A 19,704-nucleotide genomic window follows, 5' to 3' on the forward strand; every position below is an offset into this window, starting at 1 on the left:
AACCGGGAGATGGATATAGTTGTTAAAATATCTGCAACCTAACCTGTATGTTCCTTCAGTGAACAAAATAGATTTGGACAAATTAAAATTGTACGGGATTAAAGCCTTGATTTTTGATTTGGATAATACCTTGCTGCCCTGGCGGGAACGAAAATACAGCCTGCTGCTGGAGGAGACCATCAAACGTTTTACTGATTGCGGGTTTGCGGTATGCATCGTTTCCAATGCCCGGGACAGTAGAGTTAAAAACATGTTTGCATCCATGGGTATTCCGGCCATCATTAAAGCCGGCAAACCACGAAAAAAGGCCTTCCGGAAGGCCTTACACATCCTGAAAACCAGGCCTGACGAAACGGCGGTAATTGGCGACCAGCTTTTCACCGATGTTTTAGGCGGCAATCGCATGGGCCTGTTCACAATTCTTGTTCTGCCTATAAGCAGGCGGGAGTTCCTGGGTACCAGACTGGCCCGCCGGGTGGAAAAACCTATTTTAAAACATTTTATCAAAAAGGGTGTCATATCCAGACCGAGGTATTAGTTTCTATGTATAATACAGCCATTTATGTCACAAACTAAAAGAAAAAAGGAGCTGTGACATTTTGGCGACAAAAATTGTTTCCCGGTTTTTTCCGGAAATGCACAAGGTTGGCCAGGACGGCGGTCTGTTTCTCCGGCAGTTGCGGGATACGGTACAGGAAGTAAAAGCTGAAGACCCTTCGCTGGCCGATTACCACCTGTATGACCTGGGATTCATTCAGCAGGAAAACGGGTTGGAAGTAAAAATGTACTTTGAAGGATAAGGTTGCAGTAAAATCATACATAGAGGCAGAAAAGACCAAGCAGGAAAAGATACTTGCCTTGTCAAATACCTGTAGTGACCCAATGGTCACTATATTTTTTTGGAGGCGCTGCTATGAGCAAAAAAGTTCAAAGAATTACGGGAAAAACAGGAGTCATAGGCATATTTGGCTTTCCCGTGGAACATTCTTTTTCCCCTGTCATGCACAATGCGGCTTTTCAGGCTGGTGGGCTGGATTATGTTTATGTACCTTTCGAGGTTCCACCTGAAAGACTGGCGGAGGCTGTATCGGCTATAAGAGCTTTAAAGCTCCGGGGAGTTAATGTGACCATCCCCCACAAAGAGCGAGTGGTCCAATATCTGGATAGTTTATCGGAGGAAGCCCGCCTCATCGGCGCTGTAAATACTATTGTCCGTTCGGGGGACGAACTGAAAGGATACAATACTGACGCTGCCGGATTTTTGCGGTCGCTGGAGGAAAAAAAGGTGGCAGTGCAGGGGGCCAATGTGTTGCTTCTCGGAGCAGGCGGAGCAGCTAGGGCAGTAGCTGTCCAGTTGGCATTGGCAGGAGCGAGGCGGGTTGGTATAGTAGTGAGAAATTCGGGCTGGAGTAAGGCTGAGGGAATTGCGGAGATTGTCGCGGGACACTCTTGCGCCAAGTCTACGGTTGCTTTATTTGAAAATGCGCAGGACCTGATAGCAGAAAAGGGAAACATCATCATAAACTGTACTCCTGTCGGTATGCATCCCAACGTAATGGAAATGCCTCCTTTTAAACTGGATACTATCCCGGCAGATAGCGTTGTCTGTGATTTGATATATAACCCGGCGGAGACGCTGTTTTTAAAAACGGCCAAGGCCAGAGGGCTGAAGACGGTATCAGGAAGCGGTATGCTCCTGTACCAGGGGACGCTGGCTTATGAACTGTGGACCCGGCAACAGGCTCCGGTGGATATAATGAGAACAGCCCTGGAAGAAGCCCTGCAGCGCTGCTGAAGTTGTCGCTTCTTGTTGGGAAATGACTGAAAATTCTCGACCTTTACGGCAGGATTAATGGTGGCTGAAGATGAATAGATTCATAAACATGGGAATCAAAGGGGGAGGAGTTTGATGGAAAAGAGCTTAACCCTTAAGCAGGTAGCCACCATTCTTGGGGTAGAGCCAAGTACCGTAAGGTTTTGGGAAAAAGAATTTGCCGAGTTTGTTAAGGTGAAATCCTACAAAGGGCAGCACAAAAGGTTCACGCCCGCTAATGTGGAAATACTCACGAAAATCAGAGACCTGTTGCAGGTTGAACAGTATACTATTAAAGGAGCCAAAAGACGCCTTGAGATGGATATGGCTTTGGACAGCGCCATGGGCATTGACGGGAACTTTAAAACAACGGTGTTTTTCATGCTGTCAGCCATTATGCAGGAACTGCAGACTTACCGGGAAACGAGCCAAAAACTTTCGCAACAACTGGAACTCCTGCAGCTTGAAAAATCGGAGATAGAGGAGAAGCTGCAGGAAGAACAAAGAAAAGGAATCCTGGATTTTATTAGGGATAAAATAGCCATGAAAAAGATGCAGGAAAAGGAAGCGTAATCGAGCAGGCTTCCTTTTTTGTTTGGCTAATTTTTGGTGTTGGGAGTCCGTGGCTGGAATTGAAGACCAATTTTATTTATATTTTTTAATTTTATGGAAGGAAATATTGGAAAAAAGTAGAATAATGTATTGTCTTGTAACAATATGTAGCAGGAGGGTGATTTAACCGTGTATAATGGCGAAAAATTGCTTCTTGGCGATTTGCTTGTGAAATCAGGGTTAATCACCCGGCAGCAACTGCTTTTGGCCCTGGAAAAACAGAAACTGAGCGGGGAAAGGTTAGGCAAGATACTGATAGAAAGAAACTATATTTCCGAGACTGATTTGCTGGATGTGCTTCAGGAACAGTTGGGTATTCCTAAAGTTGACCTTTTCCATACGGCCCTGGACCCAGAAACTGTGAGGTCTGTTCCCGAACAACTGGCCAGGCGCTATCAGGCGGTGGCTGTGAAAAAAGAGGGCCGCAGACTGACGGTAGCCATGGCTGACCCTATAAATATCTTTGCTATTGACGACCTGAAATTGGCTACGGGATGTGAAATCGTTCCATGCCTGGCCCTGGAAGATGACATTATGAAGGTCATCAACCAGTACTATGGGCTGGAAAACATTGATGAAGCTTTTGAGAACGTGGAGGTTGGCGCTACCCAGGAGTACCGGGAAATTTATGATATAGATGAAGTCGATGAAGGCCTTGTTGACGACGCCCCCATTGTCCGGGTAGTCAACTCCATAATCAGCCAGGCCATCAAGGCCAGGGCCAGCGACATACATATTGAGCCGCAGGAAAAAGGGCTTAGGGTACGCTACAGAATAGACGGCGTGCTCCAGGAGGTCATGTCTCCTCCGAAACACGTCCAGGCCTCCATTATTTCCAGGTTGAAAATTATGGCGCAACTGGACATAGCCGAACGGCGCATTCCCCAGGACGGCAGAATTGAAATAGCTGTAAACAACCGTCCCATTGACCTGCGGATTTCCACGCTGCCTACTATCTTTGGGGAGAAGGCGGTTATCCGTATCCTGGACAAGGGGAATTTCCTGGTTGGCATTGACCAATTAGGTTTTTTGCCCGATACCAAGGACCGGTTCCGGAAGCTGATCAGGCAGAGTTATGGGATGATCCTGGTTACCGGACCCACGGGCTGCGGAAAAACCACTACCTTATACTCGGCCCTCAGCGAGCTCAATTCGGTGGATAAAAACATCATTACCGTGGAAGACCCGGTGGAATACCGATTGCCGGGCATAAACCAGGTGCAGATAAACCCTAAAGCGGGGCTTACTTTTGCCAACGGTTTGCGGTCAATTTTACGGCAGGACCCCAACATCATCATGGTTGGGGAAATCCGTGACCTGGAAACGGCCGATATTGCCATCAGGGCTGCCCTGACGGGGCACCTGGTGCTGAGCACCATGCATACCAATGACGCTGCCGGAGCCTTGACCCGGTTGATAGACATGGGTGTCGAACCCTTTCTGGTGGCTTCGGCGGTCATCGGTGTGGTGGCCCAGCGGTTGGTAAGAACAGTATGCCCCAATTGCCGTGAGTCTTACCAGGTCCCTGCCGCCGCGCCGGAACGCCTGGCGCTGCAAATCCCCGATGAAGAGGCGCTGGTCCTGTACCGGGGCAGGGGTTGCGGGCAATGCAATAATACGGGCTACCACGGGCGGCTGGCCATACATGAAATTATGGAGGTTACGCCCAAAATCAGGGAGTTGGTCAATAAAAAGGCTTCCACCGATATTATTAAAGAAGCGGCTGTTGGGCAGGGCATGCGCACCCTGATGGAGGACGGCCGTGCCAAGGTATTGAGCGGCGGGACCACATGGCAGGAGGTACTGCGGGCAGCCTTTGTGGACGAAAAATAGCACAGGGCGAAATAAGCCGTTGAAATGCCAAAATTTTCAGACGAGGTGTTAGCATTGCATATTGAAGATTTGTTAAAAATGGCTGTGGAGCGGGGTGCTTCGGACTTGCACCTGACGGTGAACGCAGCGCCGGTAGTGCGGGTGCACGGTGAACTGCGCTACCTGCCGGTGCCGGTTTTGACATATCAGGACTTGAAGCGGATGGCCGGTGAAATTTTAAACGAGGAGCAAAAATTACACTTTGAGGAAAAAGGTGAACTGGACTTTTCGTACAGCATTTACGGTTATGCCCGCTTCAGGGTGAATGTGTTTAAACAGCGGGGGACGCCGGCCATTGCGGCCCGGATAATCCCGCCGGTCATTCTGAATACCGACGAGCTGGGCCTGCCCGAAGTGGTCAAAACCCTTGTCCGCAAGCCCAATGGCTTGATTCTTGTGACAGGGCCCACCGGAAGCGGTAAATCCACCACTCTGGCAGCCATGATCGACCAGTTAAACAAAGAAAGAACGGGGCATATCATTACCCTGGAAGATCCTATCGAATTCCTGCATACGCACCAGAACTGCATCATCAACCAGCGTGAAATAGGACTGGACTCCAAGACCTTTGCCGCCGGGTTGAGGGCGGCCCTCCGGCAGGACCCTGACGTGATCCTGGTTGGCGAGATGCGTGACCTGGAGACCATTGCCACGGCCATAACGGCGGCGGAAACCGGGCACCTGGTGCTGGCCACCCTGCATACGGCCGGCGCTGTACAGACCATTGACCGGATCATTGACGTTTTTCCGCCGCACCAGCAGGAACAGATCAGAGTACAGTTGGCCCTGATCCTGCAGGGAGTGATTTCCCAGACCCTGATTCCACGGGCTGACCATGCGGGGCGGGTGCCTGCTGTGGAAGTCCTGGTGGCCACGCCGGCAGTGCGCAACATGATCCGGGAAGGCAAGACCCACCAGTTGATGACGGCTATGCAGGCCGGGGCCAAGTACGGTATGCAGACTATGGACCAGTCCCTGAAGTCTCTCTATAAAAAAGGCTTGATTACTTACGAAGAAGCCCATTCCAGGGCCTTAGACCAGGACAGTTTCCTGACTTTCATTAATGCTGTTTAGTTCTTGTTCTTAAATTTAACCGATTTTTAAAAGAATTTAAACCGGGGCGGTGAACAGGCACGTGGGTAATATTTTTACATATCGGGTTATGGACAGGGGTGGACAGGTTCTCAGGGGAACCATCGAAGCAGACAATATCAATGCTGCGGCCGCACGCCTGAAGGAAAGGGGTTACCTGATCAAGGAACTGAAGGCCAGGAGCGAGGTCAGCGCCCTATTAACTAAAAAAATCCATCTGACCAGGGTGACGATGAAGGACCTGGCCCTTTTCTGCCGGCAGTTCTCTACCATGCTGAATGCCGGTATCCCGGTCATGAACGGCCTGGGCATCCTGACCAGGCAGATTGCCAATCCCCTGCTCAGGGAGGCCCTTGAAGAGGTGGTGCATGACCTGGAACGCGGACGGACTTTATCCGACGCCATGGCTATGCACCCCAAAGTATTTCCTGCCCTGATGGTGAACATGGTCGAGGCGGGTGAACTGGGCGGCATCCTGGACCAGGTTTTTGAGCGGTTGGCTGCCTACTACCAGCGGGAATACGAACTGCGGTCCAAGGTGGTCTCCGCTCTTATTTATCCGGCGGTGGTCTGCCTGGTGGCCATGCTGGTGGTGAGTATACTGATTGTCTTTGTGCTGCCCAAGTTTGCGGGCCTTTTTGCCGATTACGGTGCGATTCTGCCGCTGCCCACCAGATTGCTCTTGGCGTTAAGCAGTTCTGTTCAGAACTACCTGCTGCTGTGGCTGGCGGCCATAGCCGGGCTGATTCTCTTACTTATCCGTTTTCTCCGGACGGACATGGGCAGGCAGATGTGGGACAGGTTTATCATTTCGGTGCCGCTGTTCGGCCCCCTTACCCGTAAGGTGCTGACGTCGCGGTTCGCGCGTACTCTCGGTTCCCTGCTGGCCAGCGGCGTGCCGGTTCTGCAGGCCATGGATATGGTGAAGAGACTGATGGACAACCATTACCTGAAGCAGGGGATAGCCGGGGCCCAGGTGGCCCTGCGGGAAGGCAAGAGTATGTGGGAACCTCTGCAGCATGCCCGGGTTTTCGACCCCATGGTACCCCAGATGATCGCTGTCGGCGAGGAAACGGGTGCCGTGGACCGGATGCTGGAGAAGATAGCCAACGTCTACGACGGCGAAGTGGAGCAGACGGTCAACCGCCTGACGTCACTGATCGAACCGGTGATAATTGTTGTGCTCGCCCTGGTGGTGGGCTTTATTGTGGCGTCCGTAATGTTACCCATGTTTGACCTGATAGGTAACATTCAGTAATATTGGGTAGTTTTTTAGAAAGGAGGTGAATTCTGGTGGGGGGAATCAGAAAAGTGATAAAGAATGACCGCGGTTTTACGCTGATTGAATTGATGGTGGTTATAGTTATTATTGGTATTATTGCGGCCATAGCCGTGCCAAGGTTTGTCAATGCCATCAGTGATGCCAGAGCGGAAACCGATAAGGCTAACATTAAAATGCTACAGTCTGCAGTCGAGCGTGTTTATGCAAAGACAGGTAGTTATCCCAATACATTAAATGACTTGGTAAATGGCGGATATATTAAGAGTATACCAAAAGATCCTCAGAATGATGAAGTCTATTCCTTATCAAACGGTATTGTTTCCTGTGACCATTTTTCTGGTCAGAATTATTAAAAGTATTCCGGGTGGCAATGTGATTTGCCACCCGCCCCTTAAAATTTTACCTGGCTGGTGTATCAATGGCAATGTATGTATTTTTATTTGCTTTGCTTGGATTTATCATAGGCTCTTTTCTCAACGTCTGCATTTACAGGATTCCGCAGCGTATGTCTCTAATCAATCCGCCATCCCACTGTCCTGACTGCGGGTACCGGTTAAAACCCATGCATCTGATCCCGGTCATCAGCTTTCTGAAACAGAAGGGCAGGTGCGCCTACTGCGAAACCAAAATATCCTGGCAGTACCCGCTGGTGGAACTGCTGACAGGCCTGTTATACGGGCTTACGGTGTACCGTTTCGGTCTTACGGCAGAGGCCGTTGTTTATCTTGTGTTGATAAGTTTACTCATCGTTATCAGTTTTATCGACCTGAGGCTGAAAATTATCCCCAACGGGCTTATTATTATTGGCCTGGTTGTGGGTTTGGCTATAAATATAATACGCCCCTTGACCACTTTTTCAGGGGGGCTGGTTGGTTTTTTTTCCGCCGGTTGCCTTTTCCTGGCCATTGCTGTACTCAGTAAAGGGGGGATGGGCGGCGGCGATATAAAGTTGGCGGCCATGCTGGGGTTATGGCTGGGGTGGCAGCAGGCCTTTCTCGGTTTTTTTCTGGCCTTTGTCATTGGCGCCGTTGTGGGCATTGGCCTGATGGCTACAGGCAAAAAAACACGGAAGGACGCCATTCCTTTTGGTCCCTTTATCTCCCTTGGCGCCCTGCTCAGTATTTTTTGGAGCCGGCAGATAATCGGGTGGTATATGGCGCATTTTCTGTAACCTTAAGAGGGGATGAGCGTGAAAAGGTGGAATTCCGGTGGGTTTACCTTAATAGAGTTGATGGTGGTTATTGCAGTTATAGGTGTGATAACGATGCTGGCAGTGCCCAATTTACGTGGGGAATCGGACCGGTACCGGCTGGAGGTAAATGCGAAGAAGATTGCCTCCGTGCTCAGGTACGCTCAGACAAGGGCCGTCAGTGAGGGCAGGGTTTGGCGGGTGGATTTTGATACGGCTACTATGCCGGCGAAAATCCGGGCTTACCCCAAAAGTACAGGGGCAACTGCTCCTGAGGCGATGGTCGCCGGCCTGGAAGGTGTCGAGGTGACGACTGCGCCGGTCGTAGATTTTCAGGCGTCGGGTATTCCGGCTGCTCAGGCTGAAATAGTAATCAGGACCAAAGGTGCTGCATCGGTGAAAATCAGTGTAAACAGTATCGGCCGGGTCAGGATTGAATAAAAGGCGGGAAGAGGGAATTGCCATGAAAAGAATTGCCGGTGAAAAAGGTTATACCCTGGTGGAAGTGATGACGGCGGTGGCGCTTATCGGCATTGCCGTTATTCCGCTGGTTTCCCTTATCAGCGGGCAGGTACAGGTGAACAAAGAGGCGGGAAAAAGGTTTATTGCCGTCCAGGCGGCGAAGGCGAAAATGGAAGAGATTTATGATGCCATAAAGGATAACCCGCAAAATCCAGATATTAATATTGAGTTTAAGGATGACGAGCCTATTGCTGATGGGGTTTATCGCACCACCAGAAAGGTAATTGTAGACTCCTTCGATTTGACCAAATTCGGTAAAGGACACCGACACAGTGACAAACATAAGCGAACGGATTTTCTCTATAAATACGAAGTGAAAGTAGAAACAGGCAATCCGGAAGAAACTGTGCTGCTGTTTACCTATTATACTCCGCTGCCCGGTTATGGCCATGACTGGGAGCACGATGATGACGATGATGGCCCCGGAAACAACGGGAACGGAAATGGGTATGGGTACGGTAATGGAAATGGAAATGGGAACGGGAATGGAAATGGTAACAACTAACAGAAAGGAAACGGTAATCGATGCCGGACCAAAATCAAAGAATTATAAAGTGTCTGGCTTCACCCTTATAGAATTGACAGTGGCCTGTGCTATTATTTTCCTGGTGACGGCTGCCGTTTATGGACTGTTATATTCCGGGGTGGCTTCCTATAACTTCTCCGGGGACCAGGCAGAAATACAACAGAATGCCAGGGCTGCCATTTACAGGATGGCTGTGGACATTAAAAATGCGCAGAAGATACTTACCACTTCGGGAAAATCCACACCGTCAAGGTTGTGTCTGAAAATCGATGACTCCCGGGAAGTCTGGTTTCTGTTGGACGACAACCGGTTGATGCGCCAATGGCGAACAGAAACGGGGAGCCTGATAAAAGAAGAAATTGTTGCGGACTGTGTTAAAGACTTGCAGTTTGCCAATATCCAAAATGATTTTGTGACAATTACGGTCAGTACCGGCAAAGGAACTGCCGGCTATACGGTAACTACCGCCGTTTCTGTAGCCGGGTGGGAAGATTAGGGGTGGTACAGTGTTCATAAAAAAATTAAAAACTGATGAGCGCGGAGCGGCTTTGATATTGGCTGTATTTGTAATAGTTATTCTCTGTATTCTTGCCCTGGGTATTGCTGATATGTCACTTTTTGAGATAAGAGCCAACAAAGCAGAAAACAGGCAGTTTGTTGATGAGGAAAAGGCCAGAGCTGTTTACTACCTGGTGCTCTGGGACATCAAAACGGGGGAAATTAGTCCGGAAGATTTTGAAACAAAAGACGTTGATGAAAGATACTACGACCTGGGGCAGGACCTTGGCCGGGTGAAAGTAAGTATAGATTATGTGGACAGAGATGAAGACCATCACAGGCACCATAATAACAGTCACGACAATGGTCATCACTTTGGGCATTACAATCATGACCATGACCATGATGACGGTAAAGGAAACCCCCATGATTATTACTATCTGGAAATATATCCTGACCCTGTCGATACTTCAGTGGTATGGGCTGCCGAAGTACGCACCAAGAAAAATTGGGATAAACTGGAAATATTTGACGATTTACACCGGAATATTTGACCAAATATACAGAAAGGAGGCCACCGTATGTTTTTCACCCCCAAACACGTCGGCGTGGACATCGGCTCCAGCGCCGTGCGCATTGTAGAAGCCAGGAAACGCGGCGCCATTGCCGAATTGCAGGATTATATCATTGCTCCCCTGCCGGTGGGAGCCGTGGCCAACGGTAATGTGCTAAATGTGGATGCCGTTGCCCTGGCCATTCAGGAAGCAATGCGCAAGAGCAAAATATCCGGCCGGAATGTTGTACTTTCCGTGGACAGCCAGAACGTGGTTATCCGCCACGTGAAGTTTCCAAAAATGAAGGAGGAGGAACTGGCGGAAGCCCTGAAGTGGGAACTGGACCAGTACATACCCATGCCGGTTGCTGACGCCGTTGCTGATTTTGAAATAGTCGGCGAGGAAGAAGAAGACGGCGTAATCCAAATGGACGTAATGCTGGTGGTGGCAGCAAAAAAGGTTCTCCAGGGTTACGTGGAGGCCGTCCAAAAGGCGGGATTCAAACCTTTGGCGGTAGATATTGAACCCCTGTCCCTGGTGCGGGTGCTGAATCTGAAGGGCGTTAATACGGGCGGGGACGATCTGGCCAAGCATTTGAGCCACGGAGCGGTGACGTTGCTGGATATGGGGGCCGGTTCCACCAAACTGACCTTTTTCCGGCAGGGAAAAATAATGTTGAACCGGATTATTAATGTCGGCGGGTATGACCTGACCAAGGCCGTGGCCGCCCGTTTGCGCGTTAACCTGGAGCAGGCGGAACGGGTGAAAAGAGAATATGGCTTAAGGGGTCTGGATAAGTCAATGAACAGTTACAGTGAGGCTGCGGCTGCCCTGGAGAAAGATATAGGAGAACAGGAAAGACAGGATGGGCAGGAAGGACTACCGCTCTCCGCTTATGAGCAGGAAGTAGCTGAAGAGTTAAAGCCCAAAGTTGATGAAATTATCGCTGAACTGAAGCGCTCCATAGCTTTCTACAAGCTCCAGTACCGCCACGAGTTTATCAACCGCATAATTCTGGTGGGCGGCGCATCTCTTTTGAAAGGCTTACCTCAGTATCTGGAGGCGCAGACAGGGATAAAGACGGTTTTTTTTAACCCCGTTGACGTGGTCCATTATAAAACCAGGAGCCGTCGGGACAATATTGACCGCATTGCTCCGACCCTGACGAACGCAATAGGGTTGGCCATAAGAGAGGTGAAGGGCCGATGAAAGGTTCCATTAACCTGTTGCCTTTGGAATACCGGAAAAAGCCTATAGCCAACCGCGAACAGGTTATCCTCATAGTTCTGATTTTGGCGGTCCTGTTTTATATGGTTTATTACGGCGTTGGCGTGGCCGGTGTAGAAATGACGCAATACAGGCAGGAACTGAGTATGGCTGTTGCCGAGCTGGAGAAGATGCAGGACGGGCTCCGGAAATACGAGCAGAAACTGGCCCAAAACCAGGTTCTTTCTACCAACAAGAGGCTGGCCGAGTCGTTACAGAAGGAAATTAAACCGGCTACTCCTGTTATCATGGAAATTAATAAGATTATTCCCGCCGGGGTTGTGCTGAATGCCATGGAAACCGGTGATAACGGCACCCTAAGTTTGAAGGGTACGGCGCCCGGCCTGGCTCAAGTTTCCGATTTTATCGATCGCCTGAACCAGAGTGCCCATTATAAAAATGCGCGTGCGATAAATATTCAGGAAGCTGATACGGGTAAAGCTTTATGGAACTTTGAAATCACCTGCGCCTGGCAAAAAGGTGGTGACGGGCAATGAAACTTAAAGGCTTGAATATGAGTGAACGGGAAAAGACCACCCTGCTAATTGGCCTGTTTGCCGTGCTGATAGTTGCTTTTTACTTCTATATGTACCAGCCCACGGAAAGCCAGATAGCCGGGCTTAAGTCGGAATTGGCAGCCGTACAGGCCAAACTGAAAGCGGTGAAGGAGATAACCGGTAATCCGGGCGCCTTCGAAGCCCACATGGAGGCTAACAGGGCTGCAATTCAGACCATTGAAACCAAGCTGCCTTCAGGTGAAAACGCCACGGGGTTTATTCGGTCTGTTGAAGAAAAAGCCAAAGCCGCCAATATAAAGGTAATTGCCTTAAAACCGGGCGAAACTGTTGATAAAGGCCAGTACCTGGTTTACAAATATACGGTGGACATCAGGGGACAGTATCGTGATATTACCCGGTACTGCGAATCCCTGGAAAAACTGCCCCGGTTGGTGAACATAACCGGCTGGAAGATGACCAAAGGCCAGGACAAGGCGCTCACAGCTACTCTGCTTTTGGAGATATACAGCGCCAAGGGCCGGCCGCCTATACCTGAGGAGAAAATCCGGATACCTGACCAGGATAGGAATCCTTTTGTTTAGTCTGGATAATATTTTTTGCCGGAAAGAACTTTTGGGCATATTTTGTCCTGTCGTTGACAAATGGGAACTTGAACCTTCATAATATAGTAAATAACACCTGTAAAATGCCGGGGTTATTTACTATATTTTTTTCGAGGTGAGATATTTGTTGAGGTTTTTAAATGCCGGGGAATCACACGGGCCTGCCCTGACGGCTATTGTCGAGGGTATGCCTGCCGGGGTGCCTGTTACCGAGGAATACATAAATACTCAGTTAGCGCGCCGTCAGATGGGATACGGCCGGGGCGGACGCATGAAGATTGAAAGGGACCAGGTGGAATTTACTGCCGGGGTGCGGGGTGGTTTCACCCTCGGAACCCCTATTTGTTTGGTGATCAGGAACCGTGACTATGCCAATTGGGAAAAAATCATGACTCCTTCTCCATCGGCTGATTTGGACGAAATGGTGGTTACGAGGCCGCGCCCGGGTCATGCCGATCTGGCCGGCGCCATCAAGTATAACCACGCCGACATTCGCAATGTGCTGGAAAGGGCCAGCGCGAGGGAAACCGCCACACGGGTAGCCGTTGGAGCTTTAGGTCGGCGGCTTCTGGAAATGTTTGGCATCCAGATTTTCGGTCACGTAGTGCAGATTGGTTCGGTGCGGGCTGTTATCCCCCCATCCTATGAGGAAGTCCGGCGGTTGGCTGCGGCGTCGGAATTGTTTTGTGCCGACCCTGAGGCTGAGCAGGCTATGAAAACGGAAATTGATGCGTCTAAAGAAGCAGGCGATTCCCTGGGCGGCATATTTGAGGTTGTGGTAACCAACCTGCCGGTCGGTTTAGGGAGTTTCGTCCAGTGGGACCGTAAGCTGGACGGGCGCCTGGCCCAGGCGGTAATGAGCATCCAGGCTGTCAAAGGCGTAGAAATCGGCATGGGTTTCCGGGCGGCCACTTTACCTGGTTCACAAGTTCATGATGAAATATTTTACGACTCTGGCGGCTTCTACCGTTGTACCAACCGGGCCGGCGGGCTGGAAGGCGGTATTACCAACGGGGAACCATTGGTGATCAGGGCAGCTATGAAACCGATCCCGACTTTGTATAAGCCTTTAAAAAGCGTTGATTTGGCGACCAAAGAACCCTTTGCAGCATCGGTAGAACGGTCGGACACCTGTGCTGTGCCGGCGGCTGCCGTTGTGGCCGAAGCGGCTGTGGCCTTTGAACTGGCCAGGGCCATGATAGAGAAATTTGGCGGGGACAGCCTGGCGGAAATGCAGCGGAATTATGAAGCCTACGTGGCCTATGTAAGGCAGGTGTAAATCATTGAATATTGTTTTAATTGGTTTTATGGGGACGGGAAAATCAACCATCGGACGGAAACTGGCGGCCAAACTGGGTATGGAGTTTTATGACACGGACCAGGATATAGAAGAAGTAACGGGCATGACGATTCCCCAGCTTTTTAAAAAACACGGTGAAATACGGTTCCGTTCCGAAGAAGCGGCTGCGGTGAAAAGGGCAATGCGGAAAGACGGCCGGGTAATTGCCACCGGGGGCGGCGTGGTGCTGAACCCTGATAATGTGGCGGTGCTGAAGCAAAACAGCTTCATGGTATGCCTTACCGCCGACAAAGACACTATATACGAACGGGTGCGCCGTAAAAAGAACCGGCCGTTGCTACACGGCGATATGCAGAAAAATATTGAGCGGTTGTTAAAGGAACGGGAACCTTATTACCAGGTTGCTGACATTTATATAGATACTTCGGCATGTTCCGTGGAAGAAGTTGAGCAGCAGATAATAGAGGCATTTAAAGCCGGACAGGAAAGGTAGGAAGGTAACATGGAAGGGAACGAAAGTTTAGAAGAAGTACGGGTGGAGTTGGGTGAAAACAGCTACTCCATAATTATCGGCAATGATATTCTTTCCGGGCTGGGAGCCGCACTGAAAGAGCTGCCTATCGGGGAGAAAATTATGGTTGTTACCAATCCCACAGTGCAGGAGCTGTATGGTGACATTACCATACGCAGTCTGGAAAATGCCGGCTTTCAGGTCGTCATGGGTATAGTGCCTGATGGGGAACAGTATAAGTCCATGGCCAGCGCCCAGGCGCTTTACGATACGGCCTTTGCAGCCGGGTTAGACAGAAAATCAGCCGTATTGGCGTTGGGTGGCGGCGTCATCGGAGATTTGGCCGGGTTTGTAGCGGCTACCTACATGAGGGGTGTCCCCTTTGTTCAGGTGCCTACTACCCTGTTGGCCCAGGTGGACAGCAGTGTAGGGGGGAAGGTAGCAGTAAATCATCCGAAGGGTAAAAATATTATTGGTTCTTTTTATCAGCCCAAACTGGTTTATGCCGATATCAATACCCTGCGTACGCTGGATGAACGGCAGTTCAGGGCGGGAATGGCAGAGGTAATAAAATACGGCGTTATCTGGGATGCCGGATTTTTTTCTTATCTTGAGGAGAATCTGCATAAAATTAAAGGGATGCAAAATGAAACCCTGGTTAAGATAGTCAGGCGGTCATGTGAAATTAAGGCGCACGTGGTAGAACAGGATGAAAAGGAATCAGGGATCAGGGCCATTCTTAACTACGGTCACACCTTTGGCCACGCCATTGAAGCGCTGACAAATTACAGTGTTTTTGTGCACGGGGAAGCAGTGGCCATCGGTATGGTCACAGCCAACCGCCTGGCGCAGAGGATTGGCCTTTTATCTCAGGCTGACTTGGACAGAATAGGTCTTCTGATTGCAAAGACCGGGCTGCCTGTTGATTGCGGGAACATAAATAAGCAGGCCATGCTCAGGAAAATGTATTTTGATAAAAAAGTCCAGTCCGGCCGGATAAAATATATCCTGCCGGAAAAAATAGGCAGGGTTAGAATAACCGACGCTGTTGACGAGAGTGATGTGCTGGCTGTCCTATGACCAGGATGGGTTTATGAGACACGGGCAGGAATATATATGACCTGTATGGCAAAAAATAGTTAGTACTAATAATGTGGAGGTGTTTCCGTGCTTTCCAGGGATGATTTGCAGGATGTACTGCGGCAGGCGATAGCCAACGGCGGGGATTTCGCCGACATTTTTATCGAACGGAAAAAGACTACCGGTATCGGCTGTGAAGATGACAAAATAGAAAGGATTAATTCCGGGATTGACGTAGGGGCCGGTATCAGGGTAATTTCAGGTGAAGCGACGGCTTACGCTTACACCAATGACATCAGCAGGGAAGGGCTGATGAAGGCCGCAAAAATCGTCAGCCACGCAGCCGGTGAAAATAAAAGGGATATTACCTTTAATCTGACAGAGGTTAAACCGGTGGTGGATTTTGAATTCCAAAAGGTGCCGGATACGGTTCCCACTGATGACAAGGTGGCGTTGGTTTTGCAGGCCAATAAAACGGCCCGGGAGTACGATAAGCGCATCAAACAGGTAGCCGTGGGTGTAGGTGACGTTATGCAGCAGGTTACCATTGCCAATACTTTAGGAAACTACGTGGAAGATGAACGGGTCCGTACCCGGTTTATGATAAATACAGTCGGCGCCAGCGAAGGTGTAATTCAAACGGGTTATAATGCTGTCGGCGGTCTGGTAGGGTATGAGCTCTTTGACGAATTTAACCCCGAGGATGTAGCTCGTGAGGCAGCCGGTCGCGCCATTAAGATGTTGGAGGCCCAACCGGCTCCTGCCGGGAAGATGCCGGTGGTAATGGCCGCAGAAGCAGGGGGAACGATGGTACACGAAGCCTGCGGACATGGCTTGGAAGCCGATTTGGTGCAAAAGAGGCTTTCGGTGTATGCCAATAAGAAAGGTGAACAGGTAGCTGCCGACATCGTTACAGTAATTGATGATGCCACGATAAAAAATAAGTATGGTTCCTTCCGGTTTGACGATGAAGGGGAAAGAGGGCAGAAAACGGTTCTTATCAAGGATGGGGAACTGGTCGAATACATGTATGACCGGCTGACGGCCATGAAAGAAAAAAGGGAATCCACGGGCAACGGAAGGCGGGAATCTTACCAGGATAAACCAATTCCCCGTATGACCAATACCTATATTGCACCGGGAAAAGATGACCCGGAGAAAATCATTAAAAGTATTGAAAACGGTTTGCTGGTCAAGAAGATGGGCGGCGGTCAGGTCAACACTACCAACGGCGATTTTGTCTTTGATGTGGCCGAGGGTTACCTAATCCGTGACGGCCAGGTAGTTGCACCGGTGCGCGGCGCCACTTTGACGGGCAACGGGCCGGAAGTGCTTAAAATCGTTGATATGGTTGGTAATGACTTGGGTTATACCATCGGGACATGCGGGAAAGACGGCCAGGGCGTGCCAGTGTCTGATGCCCAGCCGACCATGCGGATCCCCGAAATCGTGGTCGGCGGTACAGGCGTATCCGACGGTCCCACAATCCGAAGGATCCGCAGAATATGAACAAGGGACAGGGCTGCTTCAGGCAGCCCTGATGACTATCTGGACACGAAAAGAATTGATTCCTTCATGGGCGGGTATGTGGTATAATTGGTGGAAAAGAATAACAAAAAAGGCGGGGGTATTTTGAAAAAGGTTACCATATATACCGACGGGGCATGTTCAGGGAATCCTGGCCCCGGCGGCTGGGGAGCCATACTTTTGTATGGTGAAAAAAGCAAAGAAATATCGGGCTATGAACCGTCTACGACCAACAACCGCATGGAGTTGACGGCGGCCATCAAAGCCCTCCGAGCCTTAAAGGAACCGTGTGAGGTAGACCTTTACAGCGACAGCGCATATCTGGTCAATGCCTTTCAGCAGGACTGGTTGGGCAAATGGCAACAAAAGGGATGGGTGAACAGCAAAAAAGAACCGGTAGAAAACCAGGACCTTTGGCAGGAACTCCTCAAGCTTACCAAAACCCATAAGGTAAAGTGGATAAAGGTGAAAGGACATGCCGACAATGAATTTAACAACCGGTGCGATGAATTGGCCAGGGGCGAAATAACAGCCCATCAAAATTGACATATCGGGTAATCGGTGTTATTATTTGAATATACCCTATATAGGTATATACATAATGAAAGATGCTATAATACCATTTTTTAGGGGGTGATTACTCATGTGCGTGGAAAAAACACCTTGGGAAAAAGCCGTAGAATTCCATGGACATGCCTGTCCCGGATTGGCCCTGGGGTTTCGGGCAGCGCAACTGGCTCTTCAAGAACTGGGCGTGGATAGGGATATTGATGAGGAACTTGTGGCCATTGTTGAGAACGACAGTTGTTCCATTGACGCGATTCAGTCTCTGACAGGATGTACTGTGGGGAAAGGCAATATGATCATGCGGAACAATGGTAAGCAGGTATTTACCATAGGAAAGAGGTCAGGGGGGCAGGCTGTCCGGGTGGCCTTAAAATTTGGCGTAATGCAGGGAAAAGGGGACAGGGAGGAACGAATTAAAAAACTCCTGCACGGTCCCGCCGAGGAGTTATTTGATATCAGGAAGGTTGACCTGGAACTGCCCGGAAAGGCCATCATTTTTAATACTGTCCAGTGCAGCCGGTGCGGTGAAGGTGTTATGGAACCCAAAGCCCGGCTGAGGGACGGTAAACCTGTTTGTCCGGACTGTTTTAGTGAGTATACAAGAGGGTTTTAACCTACGCATATCCCCGCCCCCTTTTTATTCCCGCCAGGGAGTTTCAAATCTGTGATTGACAACACCCCAGTCGATATTTTTCATGAATGCGTCAATATAAGGAGCTCGTTTAGCTCCATAATCTATAAAATAAGCGTGTTCATAAACATCGATAATCAGCACAGGAGCCGAACTTTGAATTACGCCGACATTATGAGCATCCAGAAGGAAGTTATGCAATCTTTTATCCCGGAAATCATAAGCCAGCACAACCCATCCGCGGGATGAAGCGGCGGCCGCTTTAAAATCTTCCTCCCATTTTTCAATGGAGCCGAAATTATGTATAATTGCATTTCTGATTTTTCCGATCGGCGGGCCTCCATCTCCGCCCAAGTTGTTAAAATACAGTTCATGGAGGACCACTCCGTTAAGATTAAAGGTTTCTTCTACCTTTAATTCCCGAAATTCGGTATAGCGGGGGTTTTGATTTTCTCTCGACACCTGAGACAGTTTCCGCCGAATTTCGTTAGTTGTTTTAACATAACCTTTATACAAAATTTCATAATGCTCAGTTATCTGTTTTGTAGAGATGCCATCAAGTTTTAACAACTCTGGTTTTAGTGGTTTGGCTATAATTTCTTTATGCATTCAATCCGGTCTCCTTACAATGAATTTGATATATAATGAACTTTGATATTTGGGAGAGGAGCTAGGGCAACAAACCTAGCTCTTTTTGATGCCATAGTCCTCTACATGATACGTGATACTTATTGTTTTTTTTGCAATGCGTCTATTTTAGGATATGAGCTAGTAATAGCAAAGGTGACATAACAAATCTTCAACTGGGGAGCAGGGTTGTAATGACAAACAATTTTCATTTATAATTGTTATATCTTGGGTTTACAAAGAGGTGAGGGGTTCTGCCGGCCGGAGGCTTGGAAAGGCATATAAAGAAAATATTGATTATTACCGGGCACCTGGTTTTCATTCGGTTTTTGGCGGAAGTCCTGACCGGTGTCCTTATTAAAGGACTGGCCGGGGTCATTCCGGAGGACTTGCAGCTTCCCGCGTACCGGTTATATTTTGCCGGTTCCCTGCTGGCGGTGGGCGTTGTTTACGGTTCTAAGCTGCTGGGATTTGAAATAGCCGGTTTTTTTGCCCACCGGGCGGCCTGGGGCAGACTTTTTTCAGGTATGTTGGCGGCCTTTGGGTCTGTAGCCGCCATCATACTGTTATCGGTTTGGTTAGGTACTTATAATATTTCCGTTGGCCGGTTGACTTTTAAACCGGGCCAGATGATGTTTTTTTTCGGCCTTTTCATACTGGTAGCCTTTGCAGAAGAATTGCTCCACCGGGGGATAATTTTTCGCTTGACAGAAAAGCACTATTCCGGGAGTACAGCCATAATATTATCAGCTTTGACTTTTTCCCTCATGCACCTTTTCAATAAAGGTATAACTCTCTTAGCATTTCTCAACATCTTTTTAGTTGGCTTATTAATGGCCGAAAAGGCAGCCGGGACAGGCAGTCTTTGGTGGCCCGTCGGTTTTCATTTTGCATGGAACGCTATGGAAGGTCTTGGCTTTTCTCTTCCGGTGAGCGGTTTGGCAGTACCCGGTATATTGAATGTGGTACCGGAGCGCAGTGTTATAAAAAGCCCCTTTTGGGGCGCCGAGTTCGGGCCGGAGGGCAGTATTGTCACCACTGCAGTGGCAGTAATTATTTTAATGTTCCGTAACATACGTAAGGGGTAATAAATTCTGTTCTTTTTAAGTACATTT

Annotated in this window: 24 protein-coding genes; 23 read left to right on the forward strand and 1 reads right to left on the reverse strand. The window is 49.3% G+C overall.

What is annotated here, in order from left to right; translation table 11 throughout:
- Positions 1-19: 19 nt before the first annotated feature.
- From Tfer_RS01715 to Tfer_RS01820, 22 genes are all read left to right on the forward strand, one after another.
- Positions 20-538 carry a YqeG family HAD IIIA-type phosphatase gene (locus Tfer_RS01715; RefSeq protein ID WP_052216609.1) on the forward strand — a complete coding sequence of 173 codons (519 nt, stop codon included), beginning with the start codon at positions 20-22 and terminating at the stop codon, positions 536-538.
- Between the two features lie 61 nt (positions 539-599).
- Entirely contained in the window at positions 600-800 is a 201-nt protein-coding gene (locus Tfer_RS01720) for a hypothetical protein (RefSeq protein WP_052216610.1), read from the forward strand.
- 113 nt (positions 801-913) lie between these two features.
- Positions 914-1,795 (forward strand): shikimate dehydrogenase, encoded by an 882-nt coding sequence (aroE, locus tag Tfer_RS01725; protein ID WP_052216611.1) that lies wholly within the window; start codon positions 914-916, stop codon positions 1,793-1,795.
- Positions 1,796-1,909: 114 nt separating this feature from the next.
- Positions 1,910-2,386 (forward strand): MerR family transcriptional regulator, encoded by a 477-nt coding sequence (locus Tfer_RS01730; protein WP_052216612.1) that lies wholly within the window; start codon positions 1,910-1,912, stop codon positions 2,384-2,386.
- A 168-nt stretch (positions 2,387-2,554) separates the two neighbouring features.
- Entirely contained in the window at positions 2,555-4,258 is a 1,704-nt protein-coding gene (gspE, locus tag Tfer_RS01735; RefSeq protein ID WP_083436711.1) for a type II secretion system ATPase GspE, read from the forward strand.
- A gap of 54 nt (positions 4,259-4,312) precedes the next feature.
- On the forward strand, positions 4,313-5,371 hold the full coding sequence (locus Tfer_RS01740) for a type IV pilus twitching motility protein PilT (protein WP_200900996.1): 1,059 nt from the start codon (positions 4,313-4,315) through the stop codon (positions 5,369-5,371).
- 61 nt (positions 5,372-5,432) lie between these two features.
- Entirely contained in the window at positions 5,433-6,647 is a 1,215-nt protein-coding gene (locus Tfer_RS01745) for a type II secretion system F family protein (protein ID WP_052216614.1), read from the forward strand.
- Positions 6,648-6,682: 35 nt separating this feature from the next.
- Positions 6,683-7,024, forward strand: coding sequence for a competence type IV pilus major pilin ComGC (locus Tfer_RS17060; protein WP_052216615.1), 342 nt, complete (start codon positions 6,683-6,685; stop codon positions 7,022-7,024).
- Positions 7,025-7,089: 65 nt separating this feature from the next.
- Complete coding sequence (locus Tfer_RS01755) at positions 7,090-7,842, forward strand: prepilin peptidase (protein ID WP_052216616.1); 753 nt, start codon at positions 7,090-7,092, stop codon at positions 7,840-7,842.
- Between the two features lie 18 nt (positions 7,843-7,860).
- Entirely contained in the window at positions 7,861-8,301 is a 441-nt protein-coding gene (locus Tfer_RS01760; protein WP_052216617.1) for a GspH/FimT family pseudopilin, read from the forward strand.
- Positions 8,302-8,323: 22 nt separating this feature from the next.
- On the forward strand, positions 8,324-8,887 hold the full coding sequence (locus Tfer_RS01765; protein WP_052216618.1) for a type IV pilus modification PilV family protein: 564 nt from the start codon (positions 8,324-8,326) through the stop codon (positions 8,885-8,887).
- Positions 8,790-9,404 (forward strand): PilW family protein, encoded by a 615-nt coding sequence (locus tag Tfer_RS01770; RefSeq protein WP_160315510.1) that lies wholly within the window; start codon positions 8,790-8,792, stop codon positions 9,402-9,404. The genes Tfer_RS01765 and Tfer_RS01770 overlap by 98 nt, the downstream gene beginning before the upstream one ends.
- A gap of 10 nt (positions 9,405-9,414) precedes the next feature.
- Entirely contained in the window at positions 9,415-9,960 is a 546-nt protein-coding gene (locus tag Tfer_RS01775) for a TadE/TadG family type IV pilus assembly protein (protein ID WP_052216620.1), read from the forward strand.
- A gap of 27 nt (positions 9,961-9,987) precedes the next feature.
- Positions 9,988-11,169: a type IV pilus assembly protein PilM gene (gene pilM, locus Tfer_RS01780; RefSeq protein ID WP_052216621.1), complete on the forward strand. Its 1,182-nt coding sequence runs from the start codon at positions 9,988-9,990 to the stop codon at positions 11,167-11,169.
- Entirely contained in the window at positions 11,166-11,723 is a 558-nt protein-coding gene (locus tag Tfer_RS01785) for a PilN domain-containing protein (protein WP_052216622.1), read from the forward strand. The genes pilM and Tfer_RS01785 overlap by 4 nt, the downstream gene beginning before the upstream one ends.
- A complete protein-coding gene (locus tag Tfer_RS01790) occupies positions 11,720-12,325 on the forward strand; it encodes a type IV pilus inner membrane component PilO (RefSeq protein ID WP_052216623.1) in 606 nt (201 codons plus the stop codon). The genes Tfer_RS01785 and Tfer_RS01790 overlap by 4 nt, the downstream gene beginning before the upstream one ends.
- A 145-nt stretch (positions 12,326-12,470) precedes the next feature.
- Positions 12,471-13,625 (forward strand): chorismate synthase, encoded by a 1,155-nt coding sequence (gene aroC / locus Tfer_RS01795; RefSeq protein ID WP_052216624.1) that lies wholly within the window; start codon positions 12,471-12,473, stop codon positions 13,623-13,625.
- A gap of 4 nt (positions 13,626-13,629) precedes the next feature.
- Complete coding sequence (locus Tfer_RS01800; protein WP_083436714.1) at positions 13,630-14,139, forward strand: shikimate kinase; 510 nt, start codon at positions 13,630-13,632, stop codon at positions 14,137-14,139.
- Positions 14,140-14,148: 9 nt separating this feature from the next.
- Positions 14,149-15,237, forward strand: coding sequence for a 3-dehydroquinate synthase (aroB, locus tag Tfer_RS01805; RefSeq protein WP_052216625.1), 1,089 nt, complete (start codon positions 14,149-14,151; stop codon positions 15,235-15,237).
- An 87-nt stretch (positions 15,238-15,324) separates the two neighbouring features.
- Positions 15,325-16,746, forward strand: coding sequence for a TldD/PmbA family protein (locus Tfer_RS01810; RefSeq protein ID WP_052216626.1), 1,422 nt, complete (start codon positions 15,325-15,327; stop codon positions 16,744-16,746).
- A 123-nt stretch (positions 16,747-16,869) separates the two neighbouring features.
- Complete coding sequence (gene rnhA, locus Tfer_RS01815) at positions 16,870-17,310, forward strand: ribonuclease HI (RefSeq protein WP_052216823.1); 441 nt, start codon at positions 16,870-16,872, stop codon at positions 17,308-17,310.
- A gap of 97 nt (positions 17,311-17,407) precedes the next feature.
- On the forward strand, positions 17,408-17,944 hold the full coding sequence (locus Tfer_RS01820; protein ID WP_052216627.1) for an FmdE family protein: 537 nt from the start codon (positions 17,408-17,410) through the stop codon (positions 17,942-17,944).
- A gap of 24 nt (positions 17,945-17,968) precedes the next feature.
- Here Tfer_RS01820 and Tfer_RS01825 read toward each other — a convergent pair whose 3' ends face one another.
- Positions 17,969-18,571 (reverse strand): superoxide dismutase, encoded by a 603-nt coding sequence (locus Tfer_RS01825; RefSeq protein WP_052216628.1) that lies wholly within the window; start codon positions 18,569-18,571, stop codon positions 17,969-17,971.
- A gap of 287 nt (positions 18,572-18,858) precedes the next feature.
- Here Tfer_RS01825 and Tfer_RS01830 point away from each other — a divergent pair, with 287 nt between their 5' ends.
- Positions 18,859-19,677, forward strand: a complete 819-nt coding sequence (locus Tfer_RS01830; protein ID WP_052216629.1) for a CPBP family intramembrane glutamic endopeptidase — start codon at positions 18,859-18,861, stop codon at positions 19,675-19,677.
- Positions 19,678-19,704: the final 27 nt, after the last annotated feature.

Source organism: Thermincola ferriacetica (assembly GCF_001263415.1).
GTDB lineage: Bacteria > Bacillota > Thermincolia > Thermincolales > Thermincolaceae > Thermincola > Thermincola ferriacetica.